The sequence below is a fragment of the Ectobacillus soli genome (assembly GCF_042610425.1).
GTDB lineage: Bacteria > Bacillota > Bacilli > Bacillales > Bacillaceae_G > Ectobacillus.
Map to the genome: position 1 here is coordinate 1 of NZ_JBGJZM010000005.1, position 15,586 is coordinate 15,586.

Consider the following 15,586-nt stretch of genomic DNA (forward strand, 5'->3'; position numbering starts at 1 on the left):
TCATCCTGAGCCAGGATCAAACTCTCCATAAAAGTTAAAGTTTGTCTAAGCTTTAAAAAATAAAACTGACGTTTCATGTTTTGTTTAGTTTTCAAAGAACTAAGCGGGTGATGGGAATCGAACCCACGCTATCAGCTTGGAAGGCTGGAGTTCTACCATTAAACTACACCCGCATGGTCGGGAAGACAGGATTCGAACCTGCGACCACCTGGTCCCAAACCAGGTGCTCTACCAAGCTGAGCTACTTCCCGTTTATGGTGCGCCCAGGAGAATTCGAATCTCCAACCTTTTGATTCGTAGTCAAATACTCTATCCAGTTGAGCTATGGGCGCATATTTTATTAATGAAGCGACTCAAATATAGTAACATGTTTGAAATAAAAAAGCAAGTGTTTTTTACTTCAATGCGGCCGAGAGGACTTGAACCTCCACGGGATTTAACTCCCACTAGGCCCTCAACCTAGCGCGTCTGCCGTTCCGCCACGACCGCATGGGAAAATGGTGCGGGTGAAGGGACTCGAACCCCCACGCCAAAGGCGCCAGATCCTAAGTCTGGTGCGTCTGCCAATTCCGCCACACCCGCGTATAAATGTGAGCCATGAAGGACTTGAACCTTCGACCCTCTGATTAAAAGTCAGATGCTCTACCACTGAGCTAATGGCTCATATTGGCTGGGCTAGCTGGATTCGAACCAACGCATGACGGAGTCAAAGTCCGTTGCCTTACCGCTTGGCTATAGCCCAATAATTCGATAAAAGATAAAACATTTACGTTTAAAGCAACAAAATTTAATTTATCATAAACCGAAATGAAAAACAAGTGCTAATTAATCTAAATAACAATGGTGGAGGATGACGGGATCGAACCGCCGACCCTCTGCTTGTAAGGCAGATGCTCTCCCAGCTGAGCTAATCCTCCATATTTAAATTAATGACCCGTACGGGAATCGAACCCGTGATACCGCCGTGAAAGGGCGGTGTCTTAACCGCTTGACCAACGGGCCATGGCAGAGAAGAAGGGATTCGAACCCTCGCACCAGTTTCCCGATCTACTCCCTTAGCAGGGGAGCCCCTTGAGCCACTTGGGTACTTCTCTATATGGCTCCGCAAGTAGGATTCGAACCTACGACCTATCGGTTAACAGCCGATTGCTCTACCGCTGAGCTATTGCGGAATAATATAACACGCATAATACGTATTAGAAATAAGACTCATTATATTCTACAAAACCTTCTACTGTAAGTCAAGACCAAGGACATAATTATATTAGCTTGGTTGCTTGGACACGTTTATAATATACTGAATATTTCCCTTTTCTGTCAAGATAATTTTTTATACGCTTTCAAGCTCTCCATTGCACTTTCCGCATACATAACGCGTTAGATTCATTCGTCTCTTCCGAACATATCGACAGCCACAACGCATACATTTATATTCATATACAGTCGATACTGTTTTTCTATGAACAGAAGGAATACTTTTACAATAGCGAGGAGCGTTCACTTGCTGAAGTAAATTTCGGAAGTCAGCATCTCGGTGACGATACCCTTTCCCCTCTAAATGTAAGTGATAATGACACAATTCGTGCTTGATAACCTCAATTAATTCTTCCTTTCCAAAGGTTTGATAATAATTCCAGTTTAACTCAATATTATGATTACGGAGCAGGTACCTACCTCCCGTGGTACGCAGTCGTTTGTTAAACAAAGCCCGATGACCAAATACCTTAAAAAAATATTGCAAAGAAATGCTCTCCACCAGCTGCTGCAGCTCGAAATCCTGCATATCAAATCTCTCCCTTAAAAGAAATACACTCTTAACATGTCCACCGCATACAATAAAGAAAAGCGGAATCGGCTCGTTCAGCTCCAAAGGTTAGAAGTTCTCCCACCATAAAGGCGCTTTTTGCCTTTATGGTGGGAAGTTTTCCAGTCAGAAGGAGCCAATTGCCATCAAACTCTTATAATCAAAAAGGAGGGACGATTATGCCTTCATGGCTTCAAAGTCAAATGCGCCGCGCCTATTTTGAAAAAAATCGATATCGAATCAAGTTATTAAATGAATGTTGGTTCTTTTATAGAAAAATACAAGAGTAGCAAACAAATGATAGATTCCATCTTCTAGTTTGCTTTCATTTCCTTTGAATCTAGAGGTAACATCGATAATGCAATTCTTGCCTTTTGAACATCCACACTGTCAATCCATACTTTCACAATCTGTCCTACCGAAACAATATCAAGCGGATGCTTCACATACTGATTGCTTAACTTCGATATATGAACAAGTCCATCCTGCTTCACACCGATGTCCACAAAAGCGCCGAAGTCAACAACATTTCGCACCGTACCTTCTAACTCCATCCCACGTTTCAAATCTTCCAAATGAAGAATATCCTTTTTCAAAATAGGCTTTGCAAGTTCATCACGTAAATCGCGTTCTGGACGTATGAGTGCATCTACAATATCGATAAGCGTTGGCTCACCAATTCCCGTATCATGCGAAAGTTCATGTATATTGATAGCTTCTAGCGTAGCTCTCAAATGATCCGAACCTAAATCCTGCGTTGATAAGGAAAGCTGTTGCAAAAGCTTTTTAACATCATCATAGCGTTCAGGATGTATACTAGTACGATCTAATGGATTTTTTCCCTCTAACACCCGTAAGAACCCAATACATTGCTCATAGGTTTTCGCTCCAAGTCTTGGAATCTTCTTCAATTCTGTGCGACTTGTAAATTTACCAGCTTCCTCTCTTTGCTTCACAATATTTTTCGCAACTGCTTTTGATAAACCAGATACATACTGCAACAAGGAAGAAGATGCCGTATTCACATTAACACCCACTTGGTTTACGGCCGTTTCAACTACAAATGTAAGACTTTCATTTAATTCCTTTTGTGACACATCATGCTGATACTGCCCTACACCAACAGACTTAGGATCTATTTTCACTAATTCAGCTAATGGATCTTGTAATCTCCGCGCAATCGATATCGCACTTCGTTCCTCCACATGAAAATCCGGAAATTCTTCACGTGCAAGATCTGATGCTGAATACACGCTTGCCCCTGCTTCATTTACGAGAATATAAAATATATCCCGGTCTACTCCCTTTAGCATGTCCACTACAAACTGCTCTGTTTCCCTAGAGGCCGTTCCATTGCCAATCGCAATTACTTCAATAGCGTATCGCTGTAAGATAGCTAGGAATTTTTTCTTGGATTCCTCAGGCTTTGCTTTTGGTGGATGGGGATAGATTACATCAATATAAAGTGTTTTGCCTGTATCATCCACTACAGCTAATTTACACCCTGTTCGGTATGCAGGATCTACCCCAAGAACCATTTTTCCTTTCATAGGTGGCTGCAAGAGCAAGTTCCGTAGATTTTCAGAAAAAATATGAATCGCTTGCTTTTCTGCCACATCAGTTAATTCCTTGCGAATTTCCCGTTCAATTGATGGCTGTATGAGTCGTTTATAACTATCCTCAATGGCCTCCTTAATAAACGGAGCAACGGAGGAGACAGTATTACAAAGAATGCTTTTCTGTAAATAATAGATGATTTCTTCAATAGACATAACAATAGAGATTTTGAGGATATCTTCCTTTTCTCCTCGGTTCATTGCCAGTACGCGGTGAGGTACAATTTTACTAATTGATTCCGTGTAATCATAGTACATTTCATACACATTTTTTTCATCTTTTTCTTTCCCCTTTACAGAAGAAACAATAGCCCCCTTTTGAAAGGTTGTGTGACGAATCCACTTACGGTACACTGCTTCATCCGCAATTTGCTCTGCAAGAATATCCTTTGCTCCTTGCAGTGCTTCCTCCTGTGTGGCGACTTCCTTTTCTTCATTGACGAATTCCATTGCTTTTTGCATGGCATTTCCGTGAGAAGGAAGCGTGAGTAACCACTGTGCGAGCGGCTCTAAACCTTTTTCCTTTGCAATTGCCGCTTTCGTTCTTCTCTTTTCCTTAAACGGTCTATATAGATCCTCTACTTCTTGTAATTTCGTAGCATGATGTAACTTTTGCTGTAGCTCCTCTGTTAGCTTCCCTTTTTCTTCAATTAATCGCAGCACTTCTTCCTTTCTCGCTTGAAGATTTACTGCATATTGCCATTTTTCTAATACCGAACGAATTTGTACTTCATCAAGGGAACCCGTCATTTCCTTTCGGTACCGTGCTATAAAGGGCAATGTATTCCCCTCTTCTGTTAGTTGAATTACATTATGTATATGTTTTTTAGGAATACCAAGTTCAGTTGCAATCGCTTGAACAATCGTTTGTTGTTTAGCTTCCATTAGATTCATTCTCATCCTCCTTTGGTATGTTGCCTACTTTAAAAAAAGTTGCCCTCAATTGAGAGCAACTTCATGAATAATCAAAAATCTATAAGTCCCAAGCTAATTTGCAGCGCTTCATCTACTCGACTCATCATACCCTCATCTAAATGAGTGATTTTATCCGTAAGCCGTTGTTTATCGATTGTTCGAATTTGCTCTAACAGAATGACGGAATCCCGTTCAAATCCGTAGCGCTTCGCATCGATTTCCACATGCGTGGGAAGTTTCGCTTTTTGAATCTGAGCTGTGATTGCAGCTACAATCACAGTAGGACTAAATCGGTTCCCAATATCGTTTTGAATAACGAGAACAGGACGCACTCCGCCTTGTTCAGAACCAACAACCGGAGAAAGATCTGCAAAATATACGTCACCGCGTTTTACAATCAAAGGATTACCCCCCGCTAACTAAGCGTTCTACCGTATGAGCTGCTTCATACTCCGCTAGAAAGGATTCAGAGGCAATATTAAGATTAATTTCTCCCATTTCAATATATCCACGTCTCATTGATTCATGTTGATAACGCTTCTTTGTCTTGTGTTTTCGCAAAAACATTTTAGTTGCTTCACAAATCAATTCGTTTCGGTTGCATTTTTCCTGTTTCCCGATTCCATCCAGCTCTGATAAGATTTGTTTGGGCAGACGAATAACTATTTCTGTCGTCACACTCGATTCCGACACGAAGATACACCTCCAACATCAACTACACACACCAAATTATATATATATTGACACTTGTTTTTATCATACCATTGTATGGTGCAAGTTGCAAAGACTTCCTAGCTTCTTGTTTAGGGTTACCCATCAGCAAATAAATCATTCATTCCCTGACTTCTATCCCTCTTTTTTATCTGCACCTAGGAATAATGCCTCTTTTTCTTACCGCTGCACTAGTAGATTTTCAATTTCTACAATTTGGCCATTTTTTCGAAATACACGAGGAACACGGAAATTTATCATACAAGTAACTTCATAGTTAATAGTTCCTAAATATGCTGCCACATCATTTGCACTAACTGTTTCGCTTCCTTGTTTTCCAATTAGTATAACATGTGTTCCAACAGGTAATGGATGCGGAAGTCGAATCATCAATTGATCCATACAAATACGACCTACAATTGGCGCTTTTACTCCATCCACCAGGACTTCAAAACCTTGAAGCTTTCGTATCCATCCATCAGCATATCCAATAGGAACAGTTGCAATCCATTCCTTGCCTTGTGCGGTATACGTTGCCCCATAGCTTACACATTCCCCTCTCTCAATTTGCTTTACATGAACGATTTTACTATGAAGAGAGAAAGCTTCTTTCAGATCGTAAGGAAGAAGTGGACTCATTTCAGGAGATGGGGTAAGACCATACATAATAATACCAATGCGAGCAGCATTGAATAAGCAATCAGCAAATCGTAGACTGGTAGCACTATTTGCGCAATGAATTAATGCAGGTCGCCCATGCATTTCTTCAAGCCACTGTATTTGCTCTTTAAATGTAGCATATTGTTTTTCAAAGTAGGTTGTGTCTAATTCATCCGCTGTAGCAAAATGAGTAAAGGCCCCCTCTATTTCAAAAGCAGGTATGTCATTTAATTCAGTAAGACAAGCTATTAATTCAGATTTTTGGCGTATTCCAATCCGTCCCATACCACTATCAAATGTAACATGCAGATGCAACGGTTGACTTTCATTCCATACTTTCTTCGCTTGATTCAACCATTCGGAATTAAAAACTGGCAACGCAATATTATTTGCAGCTGCTATATTGACATCTTGTGGGCGCACAGCCCCTAACACTAATATCGGCACAGTTATACCGGCTGCTCTCATCGCTAACGCCTCGTCCAGAAATGCGACCGCTAAACGATTAGCTCCTGCTTCTAATGCTGTTCTAGCAACAGCTGCTGCTCCGTGACCATATGCATTCGCCTTCACAACTGCAAATAGCTCTACATCTTCCGGAATAGTCTCTCTTGCATGTCTGACATTTTCGTGAATGGCATCTAAATCCACTTCTACCCATGTATCCCGGTAAAACGACGACACTTTCATTAAAAAAACACTTCCCTTATACGTTATGCAATGCTTATTCTTATATATTCTCAATTTTTAATAAAGTCTATCCTAGATTATTGTCTCATGGCAAGGAAATGTCAACGGTATTCAACAAAAACTAAACTGCTTAACAAAGAAACATGACGAGACCACGCTCGTCATGTTGATGGTTACTTCGAGGACTTTTGATACACTGACCGAGCCACCGCAAGAATTTCATCTTGCGATAATCCTTTTGCTACTAACATATAATCTACACCTTCATGCGACCAGGACACCGATTTATCCGTTAATGCTCCTATTGTAAATCCTAAATCTACTGGTTCTCCGCTCACACCAATCGGCACACTCGTTTGTGATGCTTTCGCTTTTTCTTCTACCAATGTAAATGTTTTGTCGCCAGTACCATATGTTAAGATAATGCGTTTCCCGTTGCTTGATTGCAACTGCTTTTCATCATTTAGTTTCATGTCTTGTGGGAGAGCATTTGGATATAAAACAGAAAATGGTTGATCTTCTTTTCCATTCGTAGGTACTTCCATCTGTGCACCAGACATATTCTTCTTCATGTCAAAAGCACTCGCATCAAACTTCGCATCGAATTTCACATTTGAAAAATCCACTTGAACAAGTGCGTTCTTATCATTGTCTAATAGTTTTACAGAAACAGGTGCTAAATCCTTTTTACTAAATGTAATTTCCTGCTTGGGCATCATATTTTGATTTTGATAATTGGTTTTTGTTTCAAAAATATAGTATTGGTCTGTACTCGTAAATGTCGCATCTTTATCTTTCACAATATCGCGAACAAGTGACTCAAACAGATAGGATTGACTACTATTTTGTGGCCAATCGCTTTGAAAACGAAAGCTTTTATTTAAAGCAGGTGTCAATACAAATACTCCATCATCATTTCGCAGGATAATTTGACTTTGGTCTTGCTTCGCATTCTTTAGGTTAACCCGATAATAAGTAGGCTTACTATGCCAAACATCAACTGTATATTCTTGTGCATCTGCGCCCGTTTTAATCGACAGTTTCGCCTGTGCTTGATATCCTGACATCTTTTTCACTTTGGAATCTAAATCGGAAATGACAGTTTCCTTACTTTTTTGCCCACAGCCTGCTAAAGCGACTATTGCAAGCAATCCGATCATCACTGCAAATAGCAGTTTCTTCATTCCTTCAGCCCCTTTGTCTCATAAGATAAGTAGTTTCTAGCTACTCAAATATATGAGAAGACAAACAGGATTATGCAGACTAGTCCATACCTTCTAGAATTACTTGTGCAACGGCATAGTCCTTGCTATGTGAAATAGAAATGTGAATCATATAGGGGTAAGAGGCATGTACAATCGGCTTTCCTCGTTCATCATTTATAATTTCGATATCCTGAAAGCCTACTTCTTTCCCAATCCCCGTACCTATTGCCTTGGAGAACGCCTCCTTTGCAGCAAATCGTCCTGCCACAAATTCAACTTTTCTCTTTCCAGCAAGAACAGAAGCAAGCTCACGCTCACGCTCAGTAAGTATCCGTTCTAAAAATTTAGGATGTTCTATTGATGTTGCTATTCTATAAAGTTCAGTAATGTCTATACCAATTCCTACTATCACCCTAGGGACCTCCTCTTCTGCAAATTCACTCTAAATAAAACAAACCCGATATGAAAAAGAAGAACAACTCTTTTTACGTATCGGGCTCATACTTATAATTGATTCTATATTGTTAAAAGGAAAAATGGTTGCCCTCTAAGCAGGCTTTTTGTTGTAAGGACTAGATGCACCCTATTTATATACGCGAGAAAAACAGCTATGATACCGAGCACAAGACAATAAACTCATACGATGTTTGTCTTTGTCATCGCGACTGCATTTCCAATCAATTACCCCATTTATAACGGACGAGAAACATACACTGAAGCGAGTATCGCTATATATGAATAGGTATTACCAATAAAGAATCGAGACTTATTTTGTTGCTGTCGGTTTACGTCCTTGCTTTCTGTTTTCAGAATATCCTCTGCCTTGGCCTTCAGAATGATGGCCACCTTTACGATTTCTGTTACGATCGCGAGAATCACGGCTGCGATCACGATTACGATCTCCACCGCCACGGTTACGATCTCCACCACCACGGTTACCTCTTGATGAAGTAACAGGTGGTTCATCCGTTAATCGAACAGGTGTTGTATCAGGTTCCTTTGTCATCATCTTCAATGCAGCAGCAATAACTTCTACAGAGTCTTTTTCTTCTAATATTTCTTCTGCCATACGTTTGTAGTAAGACAAGTTGTCATTGTCAATAATATTGAATAATTTTTCAGCAATTAAACGTTGTTGTCCTTCTAGTGCTTCGTCTAAAGTAGGCGTGTTCATACGTTCAATTTTGCGTTTTGTTGTACGTTCAATGTTGTGCAATTGACCGGATTCACGTGGTGTTACGAATAGCATCGCCATTCCCTTTTTCCCTGCACGTCCAGTACGTCCAATACGGTGAACATAAGACTCAGGATCTTGAGGAATATCGAAATTGTATACATGTGTTACACCAGAAATATCTAATCCACGAGCAGCAACATCTGTTGCGATAAGCAATTCGATAGAGCCTTCTTTAAATTTCTTCAACACAGACAAACGCTTTGCTTGTGTTAAATCACCGTGAATTCCTTCTGCAGCATAGCCACGTAGGTTTAATGCTTCTGATAATTCATCCACACGACGTTTTGTACGACCGAAAATGATCGCAAGCTCTGGAGATTGAATGTCCAGTAAACGAGTAAGCGTATCAAACTTTTTCTTTTCTTGCACTTCAACATAGAATTGTTGAATATTCGGCATTGTTACTTCTTTTGCCTTTACTTTAATAAGTTTTGGTTCGTGCATAAACCGTTCAGCGATGCGACGAATTGGGTCAGGCATTGTAGCTGAGAACAACAATGTTTGATGTTCTTTTGGTACATCCGTTAAAATAGATTCAATATCTTCAATGAATCCCATGTTTAACATTTCATCCGCTTCATCAAGCACTACTGTTTCAACGCTTTGCAAACGAATTGTTTTACGATTAATATGGTCAAGAATACGTCCAGGTGTTCCGACAATTAAATGCGGATGCTTTTTCAAAGAACGAATTTGACGATTAATGTCTTGACCGCCGTATATAGGAAGGATACGAACGCGTTTGCTAGTACCAATCTTATATAACTCTTCTGAAACTTGGATAGCAAGTTCACGAGTCGGTGCAATAACAATCCCTTGTATCCAATCATGGTTCGTATCTATTTTTTCCAATAACGGTAAGCCAAATGCAGCTGTTTTCCCAGTACCTGTTTGTGCTTGACCGATAATATCTAATCCTTGTAAGGCAACCGGGATGGTTTCTGCCTGAATGGGTGTTGCTTCTTCAAATCCCATTTGCTCTACTGATGCGAGCAATTCTTCACTTAATCCTAATTCACGAAATGTTGTCAATTTTACGTGCTCCTTTTCTATTTCATATAACTATTCACTTAAAAAGGCATCCTCCTCATTTTAGGAAAATGCCCTTGCTATCGAAAAGTAATCTCTTCCGCTTTTCTAATGGGCTCATCTTCGAAAGAGAAATAATGGAAATGCTTTTTTGTGCTCTACCTATTATAAGTTTTGTAATTAAAAAAAGCAAACTCACTCTTTCCCTATTTTTCAAAAGAAAGCCCTTTATTTCTAGGTTTTACAACGAATTAAGGGCTAACAAATTTATTTCATTTTTCCTATTCTACCACTTTTCGTAAAGAACTACTCAATTAAGAATTTCCATTTTGCTTACATTTATCAAAAAAAAACGATAGGATACTTTGCTCCTATCGTTACTTTCTATCTTAACCAAACAGAGGAATCAGTTCTTCAAGCTTCATGCCCCGAGATGCCTTTAGTAAAATAACATCATGCGAACATGCTATCTTCCGCAATTCACTTGCTAATTCTTCTTTATCTGTAAAACTCATCACGCGACTAGAATCAAAATTTTCATGGGCTCCTTTTGCAATCTGCTTACCAAGTTCCCCATATGTGAACACATAATCGACAAACTGCGGATCAATACACGTTCCCACTTCATAGTGGAACTGCTCTTCTTGATCACCGAGTTCTAACATTGTGCCTAGCACAACGATTTTCTTCTTATATCCGTGCATATCTTTCATAATGGTAAGAGCTGCCTTCATGGAAGTTGGACTAGCATTATACGCATCATTTATAATCGTTAATCCATCTGCTGCGTGCACCATTTCCATACGCATGCGCGTCATTTGTAGATGTGCAAGGCCTTCCTTTACATGTTTCCATGTTACACCGAAGAATGAGGCGACTGCCATACAGGCTAACGTATTATAGACATTATACTTACCAAGTACAGGAATAAAAAACGAGGTTTCCGGCGCTTGGTTCATAGAAAACTCTGTACCATTTTCCTTCGTTGTAATACGAGTAGGAAAATAATCATTTGTTTCATTATTTCCAAATGTAGCTATCGTAGCTGTAAATTCTAATTGCGGTACTCTGTTTGCCAGTAACGGCTCATCTCCGTTATAAACAAACAATCCATTTTGCTGCAAGCCGGTGACAATCTCAGTTTTTGCCTTCGCAATTCCTTCACGTGAACCAAGATCCATTAAATGAGACTCACCAATGTTCGTAATAATTGCTGCATTCGGCCGGGCAAGCTTGGATAGAAATTCAATTTCTCCAAAGCTTGACATTCCCATCTCGATTACTGCCATTTCCGTATCTTCTTCTAGACGCAGGATTGTAAGTGGCAATCCGATATGATTGTTCAAATTACCTTCCGTTTTTTGCACCTTATATGTGGTAGCAAGGATGCCCGTAAGAATGTCCTTCGTTGATGTCTTACCATTACTTCCGGTAATACCAATTACGCGAATAGATAACTGACTGCGATATTCATAAGACAAGGATTGCAAGGCGTGTAGCGTATCTTCTACAAAAATGACAGGAATGCCCGTTGGGGGATTCGGTACATCTTGCTTCCAGAAGGTCGCAGCTGCACCGTTATCCACAGCGTTTGCTACAAAGGAATGTCCATCAAAGCGCTCCCCTTGAATCGGAATGTATAGATTGCCTGGTTGAATCGAACGGGAATCAATCGATACACCCTTTATCTGCAGGCTCTCCCATTTTTCGTCCAAGCCATTTCCGCCAACCATTTCTTGAACTTGTAATAATGTTCGTTCTATCATACGAGTTCCCCTTCACAAGGAAGAAACACTATTCCCGTTGAATAGTGCTTCGTTTCCCTCTTAAATTGTATATTTGATTTGTTGCTTTTGTTCATGGCGTTCCAACGCTAAACGAACAAGTTCTTCAATCAGCTGTGGATACTCAATGCCGGCACTTTGCCATAATAATGGGAACATACTTACCGGTGTGAAACCAGGCATTGTGTTCACTTCGTTCATATATACTTTACTATCTTTTGTTAAAAAGAAATCTGCTCTTGTTAGGCCAGAGCCATCCAATGCCTTAAATGCATTAATAGCATCGCTGCTAATACGGTTATATTCTTCCTCTGTAATGTCGGCAGGAATGATTAAAGCTGTACTTTCGTCTGAATACTTCGCTTTGTAATCATAGAATTCCACTTTCGGAACAATTTCACCCACAACGGAACAACGAGGCTCTTCATTTCCAAGAATACCGATTTCCACTTCGCGTCCCACGATGTTTTCTTCAATAATAATTTTACGATCAAATTGGAAGGCTTCTTCAAAAGCTGCTTCTAATTCTTCCCGATTTTTACATTTACTTATACCAACGCTTGAACCAAGATTTGCAGGTTTTACAAAACAAGGATATCCAAGTGCTGTTTCTACTTTATCATAAGCAGCATCGCGGTTTTGTTCCCATTCATGGCGAATAAACCAAACATAATTCGCTTGAGAAAGACCGGCTTGTGCAAAAATATTCTTCATCACTACTTTATCCATACCAGCTGCAGATGCTAACACTCCGTTACCTACATAGGGAATATTCAACAATTCAAGCAGACCTTGGACAGTTCCGTCTTCCCCATTCGTTCCATGAAGGAGCGGGAATACAATGTCTACTACCTCTTCATTACTAGTTGGAGCCATTTCACGACTAAGTGCGAGTGGAGATACCGCATTGCCATCTTCTGTAAGCTTCAATGACTCAACAGATGTAACGTCTCCTTCAATACGATTTCCCTTTCGCCACTGGCCTTGCTCCGTAATATAAATTGGATAAATATCAAATTTATTACGATCTAACGCCTTTGTAACAGCGAGCGCAGTTTGCAAAGAAACTTGATGCTCCGCTGATTTCCCACCATATAGCAAGCCTAATTTTGTTTTCATGGTAACCACCTTACTCGTTTTTTCTCACCATCTTATTTTAGCACTTTTTATAAAAATGGATAGAGAATGTTTACAGAACCCATAAAGAAAAAATCAATTCTGCCCTTGTAGGTATATACGTAAGTATATGTTTTCATTAGTTAAAAATGTCCAAATGGGATGCATTCTTCCATGAAACAAAGTAGAAATTACTGTGAAAACTTCTCTAAAATAAAAGTACAAAAAGGCTGTTGAACAATGTTCAGCAGCCTTTTTGTATACGTTTTTACTTACCGTCCCATCTTTACTTCCTTCCAGTTTCCATACAGGTAATACAAAATATTTAATACAACGGTCACTGTAAAGCTAATCGGAAAGCTCCACCATACTGCACCGAGCCCATACATCTTACCAAGATTATAAGCAAGCGGCGTTCGTAGTACCCAAAGTGCTAAGAACGTGATCATAAGAGGTACCATTACCGCACCAGTAGATCGAATCACACCGGAAACGACAAACATAATTCCAAACAAAATAAACGACCAAAGTGTAATATTATTTATTTGAATCCCAATATCCAAAGCATTACTATTTTCCGGCAAGAAAAGAAGCAGTGCTTGGCGATTGAATAGATGGATAATCGCAACAAGTGAGCCTGTTAATAAAATATTGAACCATACTCCCATCCACGTTATTCGGTGAACCCGATCCCATTTACCAGCACCTATATTTTGTGCAGCCATAGAGGTTACCGCTCCTCCAATAGCCATAGCTGGCATTTGCACATAATTGGATAGCTGCGAGGCTGCCCCGTATGCAGCAGTTGCTTCTGAACCAAACGTATTAATAATGTTAACCAGCCCGAGTACACTTGATGATACGACAATCATTTGAAGTCCCATTGGAACTCCCTTCGCAATGAGAACACGAAGAATATCCCAATTCACGCGAAGCATAGAAAGATCATTCTTTGTAATACGAAGAAAATATTCCTTTTTGTATAAGTAAAAGATGATAGCAAAGAGACTAACAAATTGCGCAATAAACGTCGCCGTCGCCGATCCCCCAATATCCATCTTAGGAAAAGGTCCAATTCCAAAAATAAGCAATGGATTTAAAATAATATCTAGCCCTACGGATAAGAGTAAGAAATAAAATGGTGTCTTACTATCACCAGAGCCACGTAAAATAATCATTACATAATTGTATCCGAACATAAACGGAACACCAGCAAACATGATGCGCGTATAGACCAGTGCCATCGCCTTTGCGTCATTAGGTGTATTCAATATATCTAAAATAGGTGAAGCAAACACGAAACCTAATGATGCTACTAGTAACGAAAGGGCCATGAAAAAAATAGCACTCGTTCCTACTACCTTCTTGGCTTCTTCTATTTGCTTTGCACCAATTTTTTGTCCAACTAGTATCGTTGCCGCCATTCCGATGCCGAAAACGGAACTAATTAGAAAGAACAATATTATATTTGCATTGGAGGTTGCAGCAAGCGCCTGTTCTCCTAAATACTTTCCGACCCATATGGAATTGACCGAACCATTTAAAGATTGCAGCATATTTCCTAATAAAATAGGCATAGAAAAAAATAATAATGTTTTTGCGATGGGTCCTTCTGTTAATACAGGGCGTTGCTTCATTGCTGTTCGCTCCAAATAAATTCCTCCTCTATTATCCGCTCAGGTTAACATGCCAAATCGCATGATGATATTAGTATGTTTCGTGTCCTACTTACGTATCATCATCGAACTTCAAATAAAACACAACTAATTTGCACTTCATTCATCAATTTGTAACTTCTCTCTCTACTCACGTACACACAAGGCTCATATCACTTCCATTTTCGATGAATCATGATACATTTAGGAGGTTGAGTCATATATCTTAGTAGATAAGGAGTGTCCTAGAAATGAAAATCATTGCCATTGATATGGACGGAACATTATTATCAAATGATTTAACCATCTCAGATGAAAATGTAAATGCGATCAAGAAGGCTCAAGAAGCAGGTCACATCGTTATGATTTGCTCAGGCCGTACGAAATATAGCATTTTACAAGTAAGTAACAAATATTCGATTCGCTGTCCAATTGGAGCAAGCAACGGATCTGTAGCATATGTAGAGGATGAAATTGTGTACGCTTCCTACTTGTCAAAACAAACCGTATCCGAACTAACTCAACTTCTAGAAAACGGCTTGTTTCCTTACAAACTCTATACTAACAAAGGTGTATACGTTCCAAATACGTGGAAAGAACATGTTATGATGGCATATAAAGAAGATTCACAAATAGCTAAGATGATGACAAGAGAAGAGCTAGAACGTGTAACAGACAAAGATTTGCAAGCGCCGTATTACCGTTTTTTTGATGATGTAACCACTGTACTTGCAGACAATTCCGTTGATTTTGAGAAAATATTTCTACTAACGTTAGAACAAGAAAAACGGAAACAGTTAGTACAAGATATGCAACAAAGTAAAGATATTATGATTACCGCTTCCGCTCCAACTAATTTAGAAGTAACAACGGAACACGGGAACAAAGGAAGTGCACTAAAAGCGATTGCAAAGCATTTTCACGTTTCTATGGACCAAACAATTGCAATTGGCGATAATTTCAACGATCTTCCTATGCTGAAAGTAGCAGGCCTTAGTATTGCAATGGGAAATGCAGAAGAAGATGTAAAAGATATCTGCGATGCCGTAACACTAACAAATAGTGAAAGCGGCGTAGCTCATGCCATACACAAATATGTATTAGCTTCCGAAGGAGTTTTAAAATAAAGACTGTATAGAAAGGGACCGTTATGCAACGGTCCCT

13 protein-coding genes and 11 tRNA genes are annotated in these 15,586 nt (G+C 39.6%); 2 read left to right on the forward strand and 22 right to left on the reverse strand.

Annotation, left to right across the window (positions count from 1 at the left end):
- Nucleotides 1–102: 102 nt before the first annotated feature.
- From ACAN53_RS16480 to ACAN53_RS16535, 12 genes are all read right to left on the reverse strand, one after another.
- Nucleotides 103–173, reverse strand: a tRNA-Gly gene (locus tag ACAN53_RS16480).
- A 1-nt stretch (nucleotide 174) separates the two neighbouring features.
- Nucleotides 175–251 (reverse strand) — tRNA-Pro (locus ACAN53_RS16485).
- Nucleotides 252–255: 4 nt separating this feature from the next.
- Nucleotides 256–332 (reverse strand) — tRNA-Arg (locus ACAN53_RS16490).
- Nucleotides 333–404: 72 nt separating this feature from the next.
- Nucleotides 405–489: transfer RNA gene (locus ACAN53_RS16495), tRNA-Leu, on the reverse strand.
- A gap of 9 nt (nucleotides 490–498) precedes the next feature.
- Nucleotides 499–582 (reverse strand) — tRNA-Leu (locus ACAN53_RS16500).
- 9 nt (nucleotides 583–591) lie between these two features.
- Nucleotides 592–663, reverse strand: a tRNA-Lys gene (locus tag ACAN53_RS16505).
- Nucleotides 664–667: 4 nt separating this feature from the next.
- Nucleotides 668–742 (reverse strand) — tRNA-Gln (locus ACAN53_RS16510).
- Nucleotides 743–841: 99 nt separating this feature from the next.
- Nucleotides 842–917: transfer RNA gene (locus ACAN53_RS16515), tRNA-Val, on the reverse strand.
- Between the two features lie 13 nt (nucleotides 918–930).
- Nucleotides 931–1,002: transfer RNA gene (locus ACAN53_RS16520), tRNA-Glu, on the reverse strand.
- 1 nt (nucleotide 1,003) lies between these two features.
- Nucleotides 1,004–1,094: transfer RNA gene (locus ACAN53_RS16525), tRNA-Ser, on the reverse strand.
- Nucleotides 1,095–1,097: 3 nt separating this feature from the next.
- Nucleotides 1,098–1,172 (reverse strand) — tRNA-Asn (locus tag ACAN53_RS16530).
- A gap of 158 nt (nucleotides 1,173–1,330) precedes the next feature.
- On the reverse strand, nucleotides 1,331–1,783 hold the full coding sequence (locus ACAN53_RS16535; RefSeq protein WP_379971352.1) for a SprT family protein: 453 nt from the start codon (nucleotides 1,781–1,783) through the stop codon (nucleotides 1,331–1,333).
- A gap of 200 nt (nucleotides 1,784–1,983) precedes the next feature.
- On the opposite strand from ACAN53_RS16535, the gene cmpA reads away from it, so the two are divergent.
- Nucleotides 1,984–2,094: a cortex morphogenetic protein CmpA gene (gene cmpA / locus ACAN53_RS16540; RefSeq protein ID WP_379971257.1), complete on the forward strand. Its 111-nt coding sequence runs from the start codon at nucleotides 1,984–1,986 to the stop codon at nucleotides 2,092–2,094.
- A 24-nt stretch (nucleotides 2,095–2,118) separates the two neighbouring features.
- Here the strand turns inward: cmpA and ACAN53_RS16545 are convergent, their stop codons facing one another.
- The 10 genes from ACAN53_RS16545 to ACAN53_RS16590 all read right to left on the reverse strand — a co-directional run bounded on the left by ACAN53_RS16545 (nucleotide 2,119) and on the right by ACAN53_RS16590 (nucleotide 14,419).
- Nucleotides 2,119–4,305, reverse strand: coding sequence for a Tex family protein (locus tag ACAN53_RS16545; RefSeq protein ID WP_379971353.1), 2,187 nt, complete (start codon nucleotides 4,303–4,305; stop codon nucleotides 2,119–2,121).
- An 80-nt stretch (nucleotides 4,306–4,385) separates the two neighbouring features.
- A complete protein-coding gene (gene ndoA, locus ACAN53_RS16550) occupies nucleotides 4,386–4,736 on the reverse strand; it encodes a type II toxin-antitoxin system endoribonuclease NdoA (protein WP_379971258.1) in 351 nt (116 codons plus the stop codon).
- A 4-nt stretch (nucleotides 4,737–4,740) separates the two neighbouring features.
- A complete protein-coding gene (locus ACAN53_RS16555) occupies nucleotides 4,741–5,028 on the reverse strand; it encodes a CopG family ribbon-helix-helix protein (RefSeq protein ID WP_379971259.1) in 288 nt (95 codons plus the stop codon).
- Between the two features lie 198 nt (nucleotides 5,029–5,226).
- Complete coding sequence (gene alr / locus ACAN53_RS16560) at nucleotides 5,227–6,396, reverse strand: alanine racemase (RefSeq protein WP_379971260.1); 1,170 nt, start codon at nucleotides 6,394–6,396, stop codon at nucleotides 5,227–5,229.
- 173 nt (nucleotides 6,397–6,569) lie between these two features.
- Nucleotides 6,570–7,556: a LolA family protein gene (locus tag ACAN53_RS16565; RefSeq protein WP_379971354.1), complete on the reverse strand. Its 987-nt coding sequence runs from the start codon at nucleotides 7,554–7,556 to the stop codon at nucleotides 6,570–6,572.
- 103 nt (nucleotides 7,557–7,659) lie between these two features.
- Entirely contained in the window at nucleotides 7,660–8,013 is a 354-nt protein-coding gene (gene acpS / locus ACAN53_RS16570) for a holo-ACP synthase (protein WP_379971261.1), read from the reverse strand.
- Nucleotides 8,014–8,367: 354 nt separating this feature from the next.
- Nucleotides 8,368–9,870 carry a DEAD/DEAH box helicase gene (locus ACAN53_RS16575; protein ID WP_379971262.1) on the reverse strand — a complete coding sequence of 501 codons (1,503 nt, stop codon included), beginning with the start codon at nucleotides 9,868–9,870 and terminating at the stop codon, nucleotides 8,368–8,370.
- Nucleotides 9,871–10,256: 386 nt separating this feature from the next.
- Nucleotides 10,257–11,633 carry a UDP-N-acetylmuramoyl-tripeptide--D-alanyl-D-alanine ligase gene (locus ACAN53_RS16580; RefSeq protein WP_379971263.1) on the reverse strand — a complete coding sequence of 459 codons (1,377 nt, stop codon included), beginning with the start codon at nucleotides 11,631–11,633 and terminating at the stop codon, nucleotides 10,257–10,259.
- Nucleotides 11,634–11,693: 60 nt separating this feature from the next.
- A complete protein-coding gene (locus ACAN53_RS16585; protein WP_379971264.1) occupies nucleotides 11,694–12,770 on the reverse strand; it encodes a D-alanine--D-alanine ligase in 1,077 nt (358 codons plus the stop codon).
- A gap of 269 nt (nucleotides 12,771–13,039) precedes the next feature.
- Nucleotides 13,040–14,419: an MATE family efflux transporter gene (locus tag ACAN53_RS16590; RefSeq protein WP_379971265.1), complete on the reverse strand. Its 1,380-nt coding sequence runs from the start codon at nucleotides 14,417–14,419 to the stop codon at nucleotides 13,040–13,042.
- A 254-nt stretch (nucleotides 14,420–14,673) separates the two neighbouring features.
- Between ACAN53_RS16590 and ACAN53_RS16595 the strand changes: the two genes are divergently transcribed.
- The gene (locus tag ACAN53_RS16595) at nucleotides 14,674–15,549 is read left to right on the forward strand and encodes a Cof-type HAD-IIB family hydrolase (protein ID WP_379971266.1); all 876 of its coding nucleotides are present in this window, start codon (nucleotides 14,674–14,676) and stop codon (nucleotides 15,547–15,549) included.
- Nucleotides 15,550–15,586: the final 37 nt, after the last annotated feature.

Excerpts from the sequence above, each read along its gene's own strand:
- ACAN53_RS16535 (WP_379971352.1), bottom strand. The coding sequence starts at position 1,783 with ATGCAGGATTTCGAGCTGCAGCAGCTGGTGGAGAGCATTTCTTTGCAA.
- cmpA (WP_379971257.1), top strand. The coding sequence starts at position 1,984 with ATGCCTTCATGGCTTCAAAGTCAAATGCGCCGCGCCTATTTTGAAAAA.
- ACAN53_RS16545 (WP_379971353.1), bottom strand. The coding sequence starts at position 4,305 with ATGGAAGCTAAACAACAAACGATTGTTCAAGCGATTGCAACTGAACTT.
- alr (WP_379971260.1), bottom strand. The coding sequence starts at position 6,396 with ATGAAAGTGTCGTCGTTTTACCGGGATACATGGGTAGAAGTGGATTTA.
- ACAN53_RS16565 (WP_379971354.1), bottom strand. The coding sequence starts at position 7,556 with ATGATCGGATTGCTTGCAATAGTCGCTTTAGCAGGCTGTGGGCAAAAA.
- ACAN53_RS16580 (WP_379971263.1), bottom strand. The coding sequence starts at position 11,633 with ATGATAGAACGAACATTATTACAAGTTCAAGAAATGGTTGGCGGAAAT.
- ACAN53_RS16585 (WP_379971264.1), bottom strand. The coding sequence starts at position 12,770 with ATGAAAACAAAATTAGGCTTGCTATATGGTGGGAAATCAGCGGAGCAT.
- ACAN53_RS16595 (WP_379971266.1), top strand. The coding sequence starts at position 14,674 with ATGAAAATCATTGCCATTGATATGGACGGAACATTATTATCAAATGAT.